The following is a 16,119-nucleotide window of genomic DNA, read 5'->3' as shown; positions in this document are numbered from 1 at the left end:
CACACCACTCATGGCCCCCAGTCCCGCCCCGGCCCCTGGACTCCCGGCCGGACACACGCCCGCCACCGGGACCCCCGTATCCGCGGGCACCGCACGGCCGGGTGAGCTGCCGTCGGTCCACAACGCGCTCATCAGCGTCGCCCTGCCCGCTCTGGCCGTCAGCGCCGAGCACGGGCAGCTCACCGGGCGCGGCATCGAAGGCGTCTACCTGGCCGGACGGCGACTCCTCTCCCGCTGCGTCCTGCGCGTGGCCGGCCGCGAACCGCTCGCCCTCCACGGCAGATCGGCCGGCGCCGACCGTGCCACCTTCCTCGGAGTCCTGCGCACCGTCGGAGACATCGGCCCCGACCCAGGACTCGTCGTCGAGCGTGCGCGCGGCGCCGACGGGACGGAGCGGATCACTCTGCGCAGCGCCGCAGGCAGAACGCTGCGGCTCCCGGTGGAAATCGCTCTGGGGACGGATCTCGCGGATCTGTGGGCGGTGGCGGCCGGGCGCGCCGGGCCCGAGCTCTCCGCCAGCGTCCACGGCACGGGGCTGCGGTGGACCGCGGACGACGGCCGGTACGTGGCCGTCACCGCCGACCCCCCGCCGACGGACGCCATGGCCGCGGCCGGGCTCCTCCGCTGGGAGGTCGAGCTGGAGCCCGGAGCGGCCCGCACCATCGAGCTCAGAGTGCGCGGTGATCGCACGCCGCGTTCCGCAGGGGCCCCGGCACCCGGCAGCGGACGCCCCGGCGGTCAGGTCTTCTCCGAAGCCCGTGCCGAGGGGGACGATCCGCGCGCGGCGGAGCTCCTGCGCACGTCCCTCGAGGACCTCCGGGCACTCCTCCAACGCGACCCCTCGCATCCCGCCGACATCCATCTCGCGGCCGGCGTGCCCTGGCGCTGCGGACCGATCACCGCCGAGGCGCTCTGGGCCGCGCGCATGGTTCTGCCGCTCGGAACCCGGCTCGCCGTCACGACCCTTCGCGCCCTGGCCCGGCTCCAGCTCGGTGGGCCGAGCCGCGAATCGGGCCGCATCCCCGGTCCCCTCAGGGACGCCGGGCCGTACCTTCCGCCGCGCTGTACCGGAATCGAGGCCACCCTCGCGTTCCCCGCGGTCCTGGCCGAGGCGCGCCGCTGGGGGCTGCCCGAGCGCGACCTCGCCGAGCTGCTCCCCGCGGCGGAGCGTTGCCTGGGATGGCTGCGGGCCGCCGCCGATGCCAACGGGTTCGTCCAGGACCCGGGGCCCGCCGGGCCCTGGCGGGCCGAGACCCAGGCGCACGCCCATCGTGCGGCCGTGCTCGGAGCCGACCTGCTCGATGCCTGCGGCCGGCCGGGCGGGGATGCCTGGCGGGAGTGGGCGGGCGTCCTGCGCGAGCGGTTCCGCGCGGAGTTCTGGCTCGACGACCGGTCCGGCGGCAGGCCGGCCGCGGCCCGCGTGCCGGGTGGCCGGCCGTGGACGCAGCTGGGCGGCTGGGCGGCGCACCTGCTGGACACCGGTCTGTCGGGCGGCGGCCGGTACGCACCCGGCCTGTTGGACAAGGCCGGCACGGAACAGCTGGCCAGACTGCTCGGCACTCCGGTGCTGGACTCCGGCTGGGGGCTGCGCAGCCTCGGGACCAAGGAACCGGGCCACAACCCCTTCGGCCATCGGGCCGGCGCGGTGCGGGTGCACGAGACGGCGGTGGCCGTCGGCGGACTCGCCGCGGCGGGATACGAGAGAGAGGCGGCGTCCCTGCTGTGCGGCGTCCTCGACGCTGCCGAGGCGTTCGGTCACCGGATGCCCGAGATGTACGCCGGAGAACAGCGCACGGCCGGATCCGTCCCCGTGCCGCATCCCGCCGCCTGCCGTCCCGCCGCCGTGGCCGCGGCCGCCGGTGTCCATCTGCTGACCACGCTCGCCGGGGTCCGTCCCGACGCGCCGGACAGAACCGTCGCCCTGCACCCCGTCAGGTCGGCGCCGCTCGGCGCGGTACGGCTCTCGGGGCTTCGCGTGGCGGAAGAGCCGTTCGCGGTGCGGGTGAGCCGGCTCGGGCTGGGCATGGTCGAGGAGGCCGCCGACGGCCTCCAGCTCGGAGGCTGAACAGGTGCGGACGCACGCCCCGCGGGAAGCTCCGCGGAGGGCAGAAGAAGTCGTGGTCGATGCATCGGAGGGGCGTGTTTATCGTCAGGAAGACGACTATGATCGCGGCATGTCTCCCTACGACCCGTCGGCCTTCCCGCCCTTTGCCGTCACCGTCGATCTGGTCGTGCTCACCGTTCGGCGCCATGCCCTGTGCGCCTTGGTCGTACGACGGGGAGAACCCCCGTTCCAGGGCCGGTGGGCACTGCCCGGCGGCTTCGTCCGGGGAGGCGAGGATCTTGGTGCGGCCGCGGCGCGTGAACTGGTCGAGGAGACCGGGCTCTGCGTCCACGACCCCGCCGCTCCGCCGCCCGCCCTCGGCAACGGCGCGCATCTGGAACAGCTGGCGACCTACGGCGACCCGGACCGGGACCCTCGGATGAGGGTGGTCAGCGTCGCGCATCTGGCCCTGGCGCCGGATCTTCCGGCGCCGCGCGCCGGCGGCGACGCGAACAGCGCCCGCTGGGCGCCGGTCGAGGACCTGCTCGGGCGGGACGGCGGCGCGCAGGGCGAGGACGAACAGTCCGGGCCGCTCGCCTTCGACCACGCCAGGATCCTCGCCGACGGAGTGGAGCGGGCCCGCTCGAAGATCGAGTACTCCTCGCTGGCCACCGCCTTCTGCCCGCCGGAGTTCACGGTCGGTGAGCTCAGGAGGGTGTACGAGGCGGTGTGGGGAGTGGCGCTCGACCCGCGCAACTTCCACCGGAAGGTGACGGGTACGCCCGGATTCCTGGTTCCGGCCGGGGGGACCACCACCCGCCAGGGAGGCCGTCCCGCGCAGCTGTTCAGGGCGGGAGGCGCGACCCTGCTCAATCCCCCGATGCTGCGCCCCGAGATCTGACAAGGACCGGCCTTGGGGCGACCCGAGGCCTCAACCCTGCACCAAAAGTCCGAAATGTAGCGTTATCTTGCTTCGGTAGCCGCCCTGCCGCGGAGCGGTCTCACCTACCGCGAGAGAAGCGATGCTCCAGGCCATCGGACTCACCAGCAGCCCCCGGCGCGACCTTCCGCCCGCCGTGGACGATCTCACCTTCGAGGCTCGGCCGGGCCAGGTCACGGCCCTGCTGGGCCCCGCCGGTTCCGGCAAGACCACCGCCCTGCGGCTGATGCTCGAACTGGAGCCGGGCCGCGGCGTCACCTACTTCCGTGGTCGCCCCCTCCATCGCATCGCGCACCCCGCCGGAGAGGTCGGAGTGCTGCTCGGTGATGTGCCCGGGCATCCCTCGCGGACCCTGCGCAGCCAGTTGCGGATGCTGTGCGCCGCCACCGGGGTTCCCGCGTCGAGGGCCGACGAGATGCTCGGTGCCGTGGGGCTCACCGGCCTCCACGACCAGCGCATCGGCACCCTGCCGCGCGGGATGGACCGTCGACTCGGGCTGGCCTCCGCCCTGTTGGGCGATCCGCACACGCTTCTGCTCGACGAGCCCGGTGCCGGTCTGTCCGCCCGGGAGAACGCCTGGCTGCACGAACTCCTGCGCGCCCACGCCGACGAGGGCGGCACCGTCCTCTACACCACCGAGAATCCAAGGGACGCTGCTCGTCACGCGGACCGGGTGATCACGCTCCACGACGGCAGGCTCACCGCCGACCAGGACGTGGCCGAGTTCGCGCGTACCCGGCTGCGGCCGCGGGTGGCCGTACGCACTCCGCATGCCGCGCGGCTCGCCGCCGCCGTCACGCAGGAGGCGCGCGCGGCGCGCCGCTCGGTGGAGGTCGTCGCGGAGAACGGCAACCGGCTGTCCGTCTACGGCAGTGACTGCGCCGCTGTCGGGGAGACCGCCTTCCGGCACGGGGTGCTGATCCACCAACTCGCCGACGAGGTGGGTGACACCGGCCCCGACGCCCCCTCCAAGGTCTCCGGCCCCCGCTCCGAGACCACCACCACGGCCACCGGCACCGCCACCGGCTCACGCGCCTCCGCCGCCACCGGCACCGACCCAGGCACCCCCACCGCCTCCACTGCCTCCACCGCCTCCACCGGCGCCGCGCACGCCGCCGGGCGGGAGCCGGCGCCGTCCTCGGCCCGCCGGCCACCCCGCTCGCCCCTGCGTCCGCTCCGGTACGAGATCCGCAGGCTGCTCGGTGTCCCGGCCACACCGCTGGTCGTGGCCTCGGTCCTGGTCGCCTCGGTGCTGATCGCGCTGCTGCTCGCGCGCAGCGGCCGGACGTCCCTTCCCGTGGTCCTCGCCGCCTGGCCCGGCCTCTCCCCGCTGCCGCCCGCCGCCCTCGGTGCGGGGCTGCTCGGCGCCTTCTCCTTCGGGGACGAGTACCGCTACCCGGCGCTCACCACCGGCCGGGGGGCCGTCCCACGCCGTTTCGGCCTGCTGCTCGCCAAGCTGTCGGTCGCGGCGGCGGTCGGCCTGTTCCTCGCCGTCCTCGTCGTGGTGGCCGACCTGGAGGCCGTTCGGTTGGTCTACGGCGGCGACTTGATCTCCGTACCGGAAAACTGGCCCACGCTCTGCGCGAGTTGGATCGGACTGACCATCGGCTGCGCTTGGGCGGGGGTGCTCGGTGCGGGGGTCTTCCGGGTCGCCGCGGCGGGAGTGGCGGCGGTGCTCGCGGTCCCGATCGCCCTGGTTCCCCTGCTGAAGGGCGTCCGCTCCGCCCCGTCGGGCCGCTCGATCGCCGGACTTCCCGCCCGGCTTCGTGCATTCGTCAGCATGGAGTGGCCGGCAGCCGTCGACCAGTGGCTGATGGGTGCTGTGCGTGTGGTCGCCCAGCCTGTGGGGGTGGCGTTCGCGCTGGCGTTGACCGCTCTCCTCTGCGCCTATCTGTTCACGGGCCTTCGCCGCAAAGCGCGTTGGTGATCACTTCTGGATCGCAGTCGTTCGTTTCGCTGGCAACTCGCTTGAAAATGGCCTTATATGTCCGATTAATCGTCAATTGTGTAGGGGGTGCCGATCACCCTTTCGTGTGCTTTTCACCAAAGACCTCAAGAGCCACGGGAGCCGCGCCGACAAAGGATGCGTGAGTACCCTTGCGCACACCATGATGACCGCCGCCCGCCCCGTCGACTCCGGCCTCGGCGCCCCGGGCGATCTCGATCGATACCCGTACACGGAGGCGCCGGTCGCCGACCGTGTGGGCCCGCCCTCCTGGGAAGGAGTGGAGACGGACCTCGGCCGGGTCGGTCGCCGCTCCACCGGCAGCCGCGGTCGCGGCCTGCACGGTCAGCTCGTCCAGCAGCTGGGGCAGATGATCGTTTCCGGGGACCTGGGCGCCGACCGCCCGCTGGTCCCGGAAGAGATCGGTCAGCGCTTCGAGGTCTCCCGCACCGTCGTGCGCGAGTCGCTGCGCGTCCTGGAGGCCAAGGGCCTCGTCAGTGCCCGCCCCAACGTCGGCACCCGGGTCAGGCCCGTCAGCGACTGGAACCTGCTGGACCCCGACATCATCGAGTGGCGGGCCTTCGGGCCGCAGCGAGACGACCAGCGCCGTGAGCTGAACGAGCTCCGCTGGACGATCGAGCCGCTGGCCGCCCGGCTCGCCGCCGGCCACGGCCGCGAGGACGTCCAGCAGCGCCTCGCCGACATGGTCGAGATCATGGGCCACGCCTACGCCCAGGGCGACGGCATCACCTTCTCCCGGGCCGACACCGAGTTCCACTCCCTGCTCATCCAGCTCGCCGGCAACCGCATGCTGGAGCACCTCTCCGGGATCGTCGGCGCCGCCCTCCAGGTCTCCGGCGGCCCGGTCACCGGCTGCGACCGCCCCGGCGACTCCTGTCTCGCCCACCACGCGCGGATCGTCGACTGCCTCGCCGCCGGGGACGCCAACGGTGCCGAGACGGCCATGCGGCAGCTGCTCACCGTTCATCCGGAGGTGGAGCGGGTCGTCCCCGCTCCCCGTGAGCACTGACTCGCGGGCCGCGGCCAGGGGCGCGGAGCCGTACGCATCGCGTGTCGCCGGACCCGCGCGGAACCCGGGGATCATGACGTGTCCCCGGGGGCCGCGCGGGTCCCGGCGGCTCAGATGTACGACGAAAACCCGTTCTGGCCGTTTCGTCGCAAATGAGGTGTGACTCGGGCCACGCGGATTGGGCGTAACACTCCTCGAAGCCGTGCGATGACCTAAGAGGTGACAGCCGAGGAAGGAATACAGCAGCCGCGTGAGGCGCTGTGCAGTTCCCCGGTCCAGCCCGCGCCGTCGGCACATTCCCCGTCGACGGTCGTCGGCTCCGGCCCGATCATGGGCGGGGCCGGAAGCCGTTTCCATCGTTCCGAGAGGTTGTTCGTGTCGGCCAGCACATCCCGTACGCTCCCGCCGGAGATCGCCGAGTCCGAGTCTGTGATGGCGCTCATCGAGCGGGGAAAGGCTGATGGGCAGATCGCCGGCGATGACGTGCGTCGGGCCTTCGAGGCTGACCAGATTCCGCCAACCCAGTGGAAGAATGTTCTGCGCAGCCTCAACCAGATCCTCGAGGAAGAGGGTGTGACGCTGATGGTCAGTGCAGCGGAGTCGCCGAAGCGCGCCCGCAAGAGCGTCGCTGCGAAGAGCCCGGCCAAGCGCACCGCCACCAAGACCGTCACCGCCAAGACGACCGTGACGAAGACCGTCTCGGCCGCCACGGCGGCCCCGACGGCAGAGAGCGCGGACCCCGCCGACGAGGCCGGAGCGCCGGCCAAGAAGGCGGCCGCGAAGAAGACCGCGGCCAAGAAGACGGTGGCGAAGAAGGCCACCGCCAAGAAGACGACGGCCAAGAAGACCGCCTCCAAGAAGGACGCCGACGAGGTCCTCGAGGGCGAGGAGCTCCTCGACGAGGTCGCGCCCGGCAAGGGCGAGGACGAAGAGGCCGAGGGCGAGAACAAGGGCTTCGTCCTGTCGGACGACGACGAGGACGACGCCCCGGCGCAGCAGGTCGCCGTCGCCGGTGCCACCGCCGACCCGGTCAAGGACTACCTGAAGCAGATCGGCAAGGTCCCGCTGCTCAACGCCGAGCAGGAGGTCGAGCTCGCCAAGCGCATCGAGGCCGGTCTGTTCGCCGAGGACAAGCTGGCCAACTCCGACAAGCTGGCGCCCAAGCTCAAGCGTGAGCTGGAGATCATCGCCGAGGACGGCCGTCGCGCCAAGAACCACCTCCTGGAGGCCAACCTCCGACTGGTGGTCTCGCTGGCCAAGCGCTACACCGGCCGCGGCATGCTCTTCCTGGACCTGATCCAGGAGGGCAACCTGGGTCTGATCCGCGCCGTCGAGAAGTTCGACTACACCAAGGGCTACAAGTTCTCCACGTACGCCACCTGGTGGATCCGTCAGGCGATCACCCGCGCCATGGCCGACCAGGCCCGCACCATCCGTATCCCGGTGCACATGGTCGAGGTCATCAACAAGCTCGCGCGCGTCCAGCGCCAGATGCTCCAGGACCTGGGCCGCGAGCCCACCCCGGAGGAGCTGGCCAAGGAGCTCGACATGACCCCGGAGAAGGTCATCGAGGTCCAGAAGTACGGCCGCGAGCCGATCTCCCTCCACACCCCGCTGGGTGAGGACGGCGACAGCGAGTTCGGTGACCTGATCGAGGACTCCGAGGCGGTCGTCCCGGCCGACGCGGTCAGCTTCACGCTCCTCCAGGAGCAGCTGCACTCCGTCCTCGACACGCTCTCCGAGCGTGAGGCCGGCGTGGTCTCCATGCGCTTCGGTCTCACCGACGGTCAGCCGAAGACGCTCGACGAGATCGGCAAGGTCTACGGCGTGACGCGTGAGCGGATCCGTCAGATCGAGTCCAAGACGATGTCGAAGCTGCGCCACCCGTCCCGTTCGCAGGTTCTGCGGGACTACCTCGACTGATCCTCGCCGGAGGCGGTCGCCGGCGAGTCACCGGCATCGGCCGCGTCACCGGCACACGAAGGGCCCGGTTCCCCGAGAGGGGGGCCGGGCCCTTTCGGTCGTGCGCGGGTGCAGGGCGGCGGCACCTGGACGACGCTGGGTGAACCGACATCTCCGGAGAGTCAGGAGGCTCTATGCGCCGCCCCATCGCCCGAGCGGTGACCACTGCCCTGGGCCTGTTCTCGGCGGCGGCGGGGCCGTTCGCCGCCGCCGTGCCCGCAGCCGCCGACAGCGTCGTGGTCGGGGGGCAGCCCACGCAGATCGCGGACGCGCCCTGGGTCGTGGCGCTCTCCAGCCGTGACCGATTCGGAGGTACGCGCTCGGGTCAGTTCTGCGGAGGCGTGGTGGTGGCGCCCACCCGGGTCCTCACCGCAGCCCATTGCCTCGGGCGCGACGTGCTCGGCGGCGAGCCCTGGGAGCTCCCCGACCTCAAGGTCATCGCGGGCCGGAGCGCCCTGCGGGGGCAGGGTGGCCAGGAGGTCCGGATCTCCGGCACCTGGGTCAATCCGGAGTACGACCCGACGACCAACGCGGGCGATCTGGCCGTGCTCACGCTGGCGAGCGCCCTGCCCCGGTCGTACGTGATCGCAACCGCCGGCCCGGGTGACGCCGCCGAGGAGCCGGGGACGGCCGCGAAGGTGTACGGATGGGGCGACACCACGGGGAACGGGTCCTATGCCTCGGCGCTGCGGTCGGCCCCCGTCCAGGTTCTGCCCGACGCCGCCTGTGAGCGGGCCTACCCGGGCGGCTTCGGGGCCGCGTACCGCGCCGGGACGATGCTGTGCGCCGGCGATCCGCAGGGCGGCAAAGACGCGTGCCAGGGGGACAGTGGAGGGCCACTGGTGGCCGATGGGCGGCTCGTCGGTCTGGTCTCCTGGGGCAGCGGCTGCGGACAGGCAGAGAGTCCGGGCGTCTACACCCGGGTTTCGGCGGTCCTGCCGTCGGCCCTGCGAGCCCTACGCCGGTGAGCCACGGGGCAGGGAAGCCTCCGGGCTCCGGGCCCGGGTGCGAGAACGGGCGGTCATCCCCCTGTGACTGCGGGGATGACCGCCCGTCGTCCGGTCAGCGACCGGCCCTTGGCTCGTCGTGGATGCGAGGCGTCAGCGGTCCTCGTCTACTGCCTTGGCCGGCACATCGGTGAGCCGGTCCGTCTCATCCTGTATTTCAGCGGCGATCTTCTTGAGTTCCGGCTCGAACTTGCGTCCGTGGTGGGCGCAGAAGAGCAAGTCACCACCGCTGGTCAGGACGACGCGCAGGTACGCCTGGGCGCCGCAGCGGTCGCAGCGGTCAGCGGCCGTCAGGGGGCTCGCGGGGGTCAGAACAGTAGTCACGTCGCCTCTTCTCTAGCTCGACGAGCTGTCGTACCAGGGTCAACATCCAACCAGGCCGAAAACGTTCCCGCTCGTGGCTTTTCCTCGAAACTTCTTCCCAAGGTGGCTGTCTGCTGCCGGTTGGCGGCGAATGAGCCGTATTGCGTCGCTCTACGGATTTCGCATTGCTTGTCTCGGGCCGTCCTCCCGGCTGGTTGCCGGTTGTTCTTGAGGACGTGCCCGGAGCCTAAATGGTTCATGCCAGGAAGGGAACGTGATGTTCACGTCACCCCATCGAGGGATCGAACACCCATACGACTCTGCACTAGCATGAGAAATCAGGAGGGTGGCGTGACAACGGCTCTACCAGGCATCGGTACCCTCTGACCGGTGACCGACGCCGGCCCTTACCCCACGGGGCCTGTTTTCAAATTCAGCGAGGAGCGAACCGCGTGACCGCCGATACGTCCGTGCCGTCCAGTGCGCTGCTGACCGCAGACCGTGACGGTTCCAACTACACCGCGCGGCACCTGCTCGTACTCGAAGGGCTCGAAGCGGTCCGCAAGCGCCCTGGCATGTACATCGGGTCCACCGACAGCCGCGGCCTCATGCACTGCCTCTGGGAGATCATCGACAACTCCGTCGACGAGGCCCTCGGCGGCTACTGCGACCACATCGACGTGATCCTTCACGACGACGGCTCCGTCGAGGTGCGTGACAACGGCCGGGGCATCCCGGTCGACGTCGAGCCCAAGACCCGGCTGTCGGGCGTCGAGGTCGTCATGACGAAGCTGCACGCCGGCGGAAAGTTCGGCGGTGGCTCGTACGCGGCCTCCGGCGGTCTGCACGGCGTGGGTGCCTCCGTGGTGAACGCGCTGTCGGCCCGGCTCGACGTCGAGGTCGACCGCAACAGCGCCACGCACTCGATCAGCTTCCGTCGCGGCGTCCCCGGCATCTTCACCGAGCAGGGCCCCGACAGTCCCTTCGACCCGGCCAACGGCCTGCTCAAGGGCAAGCGAGTCCCCAAGACCCGCACCGGCACCCGGGTGCGCTACTGGGCCGACCGCCAGATCTTCCTGAAGGACGCCAAGCTCTCGCTGGAGCATCTGCACCAGCGCGCCCGCCAGACCGCGTTCCTGGTGCCGGGCCTGACGATCGTCGTCCGCGACGAGCGTGACCTGGACGGAGTGGGCAAGAGCGAGGAGACCTTCCGCTTCGACGGCGGCATCAGCGAGTTCTGCGATTACCTCGCCCAGGACAAGGCCGTCTGCGACGTGCTGCGGCTCACCGGCCAGGGCACCTTCAAGGAGACCGTTCCGGTCCTCGACGACCGCGGGCACATGACGCCCACCGAGGTCACCCGCGAGCTGGGCGTCGATGTCGCCCTGCGCTGGGGCACCGGCTACGACACCACGGTCAAGTCCTTCGTCAACATCATCGCCACCCCCAAGGGCGGCACCCACGTCTCCGGCTTCGAGCAGGCCATCACCAAGACGGTGAACGAGGTGCTCCGCTCGGCCAAGATGCTGCGGGTCGCCGAGGACGACGTCGTCAAGGACGACGCCCTCGAGGGGCTCACGGCGGTGGTGACGGTCCGGCTCGCGGAGCCGCAGTTCGAGGGGCAGACCAAGGAGGTGCTCGGCACCTCGGCGGCCCGCCGCATCGTCGCCAATGTGGTCGCGAAGGAGCTGAAGGCCTTCCTGACCTCCACCAAGCGGGACGCAAAGGCGCAGGCCAGGGCCGTCCTGGAGAAGGCCGTGGCGGCCGCAAGGACGCGCATCGCGGCCCGCCAGCACAAGGAGGCACAGCGCAGGAAGACCGCGCTCGAGTCCTCCTCGCTGCCGGCCAAGCTGGCCGACTGCCGCAGCGACGACGTCGAGCGCAGCGAGCTCTTCATCGTCGAGGGTGACTCCGCGCTCGGCACCGCCAAGCTCGCCCGCAACAGCGAGTTCCAGGCACTGCTGCCGATCCGGGGCAAGATCCTCAACGTCCAGAAGTCCTCCGTCTCGGACATGCTCAAGAACGCCGAGTGCGGAGCGATCATCCAGGTCATAGGAGCGGGCTCCGGCCGCACCTTCGACATCGACGCGGCCCGCTACGGCAAGATCGTGCTCCTCGTCGACGCCGACGTCGACGGTGCGCACATCCGCTGCCTCCTGCTGACCCTCTTCCAGCGCTACATGCGGCCTATGGTCGAGGCCGGGCGGGTCTTCGCCGCCGTGCCGCCGCTGCACCGGATCGAGCTCGTCCAGCCCAAGAAGGGCCAGGACAAGTACGTCTACACGTACTCGGACAACGAGCTGCGCCAGACCCTGCTCGAGTACCAGCGCAAGGGCATCCGCTACAAGGACGCCATCCAGCGCTACAAGGGTCTCGGCGAGATGGACGCCGACCAGCTGGCGGAGACGACGATGGACCCTCGCCACCGCACGCTGCGCCGGATCAACATCGGCGACCTGGACTCCGCCGAGCAGGTCTTCGACCTGCTCATGGGCAACGACGTGGCTCCCCGCAAGGAGTTCATCACGAGCTCGGCGGCGACCCTCGACCGCTCGCGGATCGACGCCTGAGCCGTCCGTCCACCCAGGGGTGGAGCCGCCGGCTCCACCCCTGCGGCGATCACACGAGCGTCCGCCCTCCGTAGCATCGAAGCGAACGGAGGGGGGCGGACGTGAACGGAACCACGGTGACCGGCAGGTGGCTCGTGTGGCCGGCGCCGGAGGCGCTGACCAGGGTCGGTGTTCCACGCGGGCGGCTCGTACTGGACGGCCTGCTGCTCGCCGGGGTCTGCGGCTGGCTCGTCATCAGCGCATACGTCTCCGGCGCCTTTCCCGGCTGGTACGGCGTCCTGCCCCCGCTCGGCCTCGCCCTCTGCGTGGCCGCGGTCGTCGGCTACCACCGGACGACGTGCGCCAACCAGCTGTCCCGCTCCCTCGGCCTGCTCGCCGTCCTCGTCGCCCTCGGACTGGCGGCCAACGCCACCGGAGCCCCCGTCCCGGCCACACTGCTCTGGATCGTCGTCTCGATCACGGCGATGGAGCGCCTGCCGCTCCTCGTCGCCCTGGTCACCGTCCTGCTCCTGGCCGCGGCATTCGTCGAGGCCGACGACACCGGCATCCTCGGGGCGGGCGTGACCACCGCCGCCGTGCTGCTCGCCGGATACTCGCTCCGGCTGGACGCGGAGGCCCGGAGCGCCGGCTTCCGGCTGCTCGCCCAGGAGCGGGCAGCCCGGGACGCGGAGGCGGCGTCGGCGGCGCTGGCCGAGCGGGCCAGGATCGCCCGCGACATCCACGACGTCCTCGCCCACAGCCTCTCCGCGCAGATGGTGCACCTGGAGGCCGCGCGGCTCCAGATCGAATCCGGTGCCGACCGGGAGCAGATCCTGGAGCGGGTGGTCGCGGCCCGTTCCATGGCTCGCGAGGGACTGGCGGAGACCCGCCACGCGCTCTCCGCCCTCCGCGGGGACATGGTGCCCGTCGAGGACTACCTGAGGGAACTCGCGCGTGAGGACCGGGCCGAGGTCGAGGTGACCGGCCGCCGCAGGCCCCTGCCCGCCGAGGCCTCGCAGGCGGTACGCAGGGTGGCGCAGGAAGCCCTCACCAACGTACGCAAGCACGCGCCCGGTGCGAGGACCCGACTGCTGCTCGCCTACGAGGTGGGCGAGATCGTCCTGGAGATACGGGACTCCGGCGCCTCCGGGGTCGTCGAGAGGGCGGGTCTGGCCGCCTCCGGTTCCGGTTACGGACTCCTCGGCATGCGGGAGCGCGCCGAACTCCTCGGCGGGACGCTGGACGCGGGGCCCGAGGGCGAGGGCTTCACGGTGCGGTTGAGGGTGCCGGCATGAGCGGCACCGGCAACCCGAACGCCGGCGAGCGGATCGCGCGGGTGATCGTCGCCGACGACCAGTCCATGGTGCGGGAGGGGATCGTGCTCGTCCTCGGGCTGATTCCCGGCATCGAGGTCGTCGGATCCGCCCGGGACGGCGAGGAAGCGGTCGCCCTGACCGCCGAACTCGCCCCGGACGTGGTGCTGATGGACCTCCGGATGCCCCGCTGCGACGGAGTGGAGGCGACCCGGCGCATCCGCGCCGAGCACCCGGGCACCGAGGTCGTCGTCCTCACCACCTACGCCGACGACGACTCGCTCTTCCCCGCGTTGCGTGCCGGTGCGCGCGGCTACCTCACCAAGGACGCGGGAGGCGAGGAGATCGTACGGGCCGTCCATGACGTGCTCGACGGACGAGCCGGACTCGCGCCCTCGGTCCAGCTGCGCCTCCTGGAACAGCTCGTGGACGGGCCGCGGAACCGGCACGAGGACCGGCAGCAGAGTCGGTACGGGGATCGGCACGAGGACCGGCACGGGGATCGGCAAGAGGACCGGCACGAGGGCCGGGAGGCGGGGTGGGCCGGCGCGTCGCGGCCGGAACCGCAGCAGTCCGCCCCGATGCCGGACGGTCTGACCGAGCGCGAGGCGGAGGTGCTGGCTCAGGTGGCGGAAGGGTTCTCCAACCGGGAGATCGCGACCCACCTGGGCATCTCCACGGCCACCGTCAAGACCCACATCAACAACCTCTTCGCCAAGACCGGGGCGCGCGACCGGGTGCAGGCGGTCCGGTATGCGTATCGGCACGGGCTTGTCAGGCCGCCGGGGGGTTCCGTCACCTGATGGGGTGAAGTGGAGAGGGAGAAGAGTCCTGGATCTTCCCGCTCTGTCCATCCTTGGGCACGCGGCCGAAACGGTTCGCTGACAAGGAGAGTTCACCGGTGGAGAAGCACGAAGGGCCGGGCGCCCCCGCGGTGCGGATCGACGACCCCTGGTACGACGCACTGGCTTCCGGCTGGGGCGAGCCCGCCGACGCGGAGGCACCGGACGGCGAGGGCGCGCACGGCGCGGTTGGGCCCGGAGACGTACCGCGGCAGCAGCGGGTCCGCAGCGCGGCCGACATCTACCTGGAGGTCCAGCGCAGCGCCGCCTTTCAGGAAGTACGCGGCCGCTACCGGCGGTTCGTGATCCCCGCCGTACTCGCCTTCCTGCTCTGGTACCTCGCCTATGTGGTGGCGGCGACGGCGGCGCCCGGGCTCATGGCCCTGCCGGTCGTCGGGGTGATCAACGTGGCCATGCTCGCCGGACTCGGACAGTTCCTCTCGACCTTCCTCCTGACCTGGGCCTATGCCAGGCACGCCCGCTTGCGACGGGACCGGGCGGCGCTGGAACTGCGCTGGGACACCCAGGAGATGACGCGAGGGATGCAGCGGTGACCGGCGACCACCAGACCCTGGCGCTGCTGCTGTTCAGCGTGTTCATCGCGGTGACCCTGGGGATCACGACCTGGGTGAGCCGCAACCGGCACGGTTCGGCGGAGGAGTTCTACGCCGGCGGCCGCCTGTTCTCCCCCATGGAGAACGGTTTCGCCATCGCGGGCGACTACATGTCCGCCGCCTCCTTCCTCGGTATCTCCGGCCTGATCGCGCTCTTCGGCTACGACGGGATGCTGTACTCCGTCGGCTTCCTGGTCGCCTGGCTGGTCGTCCTGCTCCTGGTCGCCGAGCTGGTGCGCAACTGCGGCCGCTTCACCCTCGCCGACGTCATCGCGGCCCGGATGGCCGAGCGGCCCGTCCGGATCGCCGCGGGAACCTCCTCCGTCACCGTCTCGGTGCTCTATCTGGTGGCCCAGATGGTCGGCGCCGGCAGCCTGGTCGCCCTGCTCCTCGGCGGCACCAGCGAGGCCGCGCGTTCCTGGACCGTGATCGGCGTCGGCGCGCTCATGGTGATCTACGTGTCGTTGGGCGGGATGCGGGCCACCACCTGGATCCAGATCGTCAAGGCGGTGCTCCTCATGGCCGGCACGATCGCGCTGACGGTGCTCGTCCTGGTCCGCTTCCACGGCGACTTCGACCACCTGCTCTCCACCGCCGCCGAACGCAGCGGGCACGGAAGGGACTTCCTCGCGCCGGGGTTGCGCTACGGCGGTGACTGGACCGCACGGCTCGACTTCATCAGCCTCGGGATCGCGCTCGTCCTGGGCACCGCGGGCCTGCCCCACATCCTGTCCCGCTTCTACACCGTGCCGACCGCGCGGGCCGCCCGCCGGTCGGTCGTCTGGTCCATCGGCCTCATCGGCAGCTTCTACCTGATGACGATCGTCCTCGGCTTCGGCGCGGCGGCGATCATCGGCCCCGACGCCGTCCGCGCCTCCAACACCGCGGGCAACACCGCCGTACCGCTGCTCGCCCTCGACCTCGGCGGCGGCGCGGGCTCGACCGGCGGGACCGTGCTCTTCGCCATCGTCGCCGCCGTCGCCTTCGCGACCATCCTGGCCGTCGTCGCCGGCATCACCCTCGCCTCCTCGGCCTCCGTCGCCCACGACCTGTACGCCTCGCTGCGCCGCCGCAACACCCATGCCAAGCAGTACAGCGAGGTGACCGTGGCGCGGCTCGCCGCCGCCGGCATCGGGGCGGCCGCGATCGGGCTCGGCCTGCTCGCCCGCGACCTCAACGTGGCGTTCCTGGTCGGACTCGCCTTCGCGGTCGCCGCCTCCGCCAATCTGCCGGTGCTGCTGTACTCGCTGTTCTGGCGGAACTTCACCACCAGAGGCGCCGTGTGGGCGGTGTACGGAGGGCTCGTGCCGGCCGTCCTGCTGGTGGTCCTCTCGCCGGTGGTCTCCGGCAGCCCCGACGCGCTCTTCCCGGGCGTCGACTTCCATGTCTTCCCGCTCCAGAACCCGGGGGTCGTCTCGATCCCGCTGGGCTTCCTGGCCGGCTGGATCGGAACGGTCACCTCCGCCGAACCGCCGGACCAGGCCAGGCACGCGGAGACGGAGGTCAGGGCCCTCACCGGCGCGGGCGCCGTCTGATCGGAGGTACGAGCGGGTCAGCCGGAGGCGTCGGA

12 protein-coding genes are annotated in these 16,119 nt (G+C 71.4%); 11 read left to right on the top strand and 1 reads right to left on the bottom strand.

Annotation, left to right across the window (positions count from 1 at the left end):
- The first annotated feature begins 10 nt into the window (after nt 1-10).
- From J7E93_RS10930 to J7E93_RS10905, 6 genes are all read left to right on the top strand, one after another.
- Nucleotides 11-2,065 carry a glycogen debranching N-terminal domain-containing protein gene (locus J7E93_RS10930; RefSeq protein ID WP_215067871.1) on the top strand — a complete coding sequence of 685 codons (2,055 nt, stop codon included), beginning with the start codon at nt 11-13 and terminating at the stop codon, nt 2,063-2,065.
- A 109-nt stretch (nt 2,066-2,174) separates the two neighbouring features.
- Nucleotides 2,175-2,945: an NUDIX domain-containing protein gene (locus J7E93_RS10925; RefSeq protein ID WP_215067863.1), complete on the top strand. Its 771-nt coding sequence runs from the start codon at nt 2,175-2,177 to the stop codon at nt 2,943-2,945.
- A 121-nt stretch (nt 2,946-3,066) separates the two neighbouring features.
- Complete coding sequence (locus J7E93_RS10920; protein ID WP_215067861.1) at nt 3,067-4,911, top strand: ATP-binding cassette domain-containing protein; 1,845 nt, start codon at nt 3,067-3,069, stop codon at nt 4,909-4,911.
- Between the two features lie 160 nt (nt 4,912-5,071).
- Nucleotides 5,072-5,959, top strand: coding sequence for a FadR/GntR family transcriptional regulator (locus J7E93_RS10915; protein ID WP_215067859.1), 888 nt, complete (start codon nt 5,072-5,074; stop codon nt 5,957-5,959).
- Between the two features lie 375 nt (nt 5,960-6,334).
- Nucleotides 6,335-7,882, top strand: a complete 1,548-nt coding sequence (locus J7E93_RS10910; protein WP_215067857.1) for an RNA polymerase sigma factor — start codon at nt 6,335-6,337, stop codon at nt 7,880-7,882.
- A gap of 173 nt (nt 7,883-8,055) precedes the next feature.
- Complete coding sequence (locus J7E93_RS10905) at nt 8,056-8,889, top strand: serine protease (protein ID WP_215067854.1); 834 nt, start codon at nt 8,056-8,058, stop codon at nt 8,887-8,889.
- Nucleotides 8,890-9,021: 132 nt separating this feature from the next.
- Here the strand turns inward: J7E93_RS10905 and J7E93_RS10900 are convergent, their stop codons facing one another.
- A complete protein-coding gene (locus tag J7E93_RS10900; RefSeq protein WP_137992866.1) occupies nt 9,022-9,252 on the bottom strand; it encodes a hypothetical protein in 231 nt (76 codons plus the stop codon).
- 431 nt (nt 9,253-9,683) lie between these two features.
- On the opposite strand from J7E93_RS10900, the gene J7E93_RS10895 reads away from it, so the two are divergent.
- From J7E93_RS10895 to J7E93_RS10875, 5 genes are all read left to right on the top strand, one after another.
- Complete coding sequence (locus J7E93_RS10895; RefSeq protein ID WP_215067852.1) at nt 9,684-11,801, top strand: type IIA DNA topoisomerase subunit B; 2,118 nt, start codon at nt 9,684-9,686, stop codon at nt 11,799-11,801.
- A gap of 101 nt (nt 11,802-11,902) precedes the next feature.
- Nucleotides 11,903-13,075 carry a histidine kinase gene (locus J7E93_RS10890; RefSeq protein ID WP_308368303.1) on the top strand — a complete coding sequence of 391 codons (1,173 nt, stop codon included), beginning with the start codon at nt 11,903-11,905 and terminating at the stop codon, nt 13,073-13,075.
- A complete protein-coding gene (locus J7E93_RS10885; RefSeq protein WP_215067850.1) occupies nt 13,072-13,896 on the top strand; it encodes a response regulator transcription factor in 825 nt (274 codons plus the stop codon). The genes J7E93_RS10890 and J7E93_RS10885 overlap by 4 nt, the downstream gene beginning before the upstream one ends.
- Nucleotides 13,897-13,994: 98 nt before the next feature.
- A complete protein-coding gene (locus J7E93_RS10880; RefSeq protein ID WP_308368301.1) occupies nt 13,995-14,489 on the top strand; it encodes a DUF485 domain-containing protein in 495 nt (164 codons plus the stop codon).
- Nucleotides 14,486-16,084, top strand: coding sequence for a cation acetate symporter (locus J7E93_RS10875; RefSeq protein ID WP_215067846.1), 1,599 nt, complete (start codon nt 14,486-14,488; stop codon nt 16,082-16,084). Before J7E93_RS10880 ends, J7E93_RS10875 begins: the two co-directional genes overlap by 4 nt.
- Nucleotides 16,085-16,119 lie beyond the last annotated feature (35 nt).

Origin of the sequence: Streptomyces sp. ISL-36 (genome assembly GCF_018614205.1) — a bacterium.
Classification (GTDB): domain Bacteria; phylum Actinomycetota; class Actinomycetes; order Streptomycetales; family Streptomycetaceae; genus Streptomyces.
The sequence above is the reverse complement of the archived record's forward strand: the minus strand, read 5'-3'. Positions and strand labels throughout refer to the sequence as shown.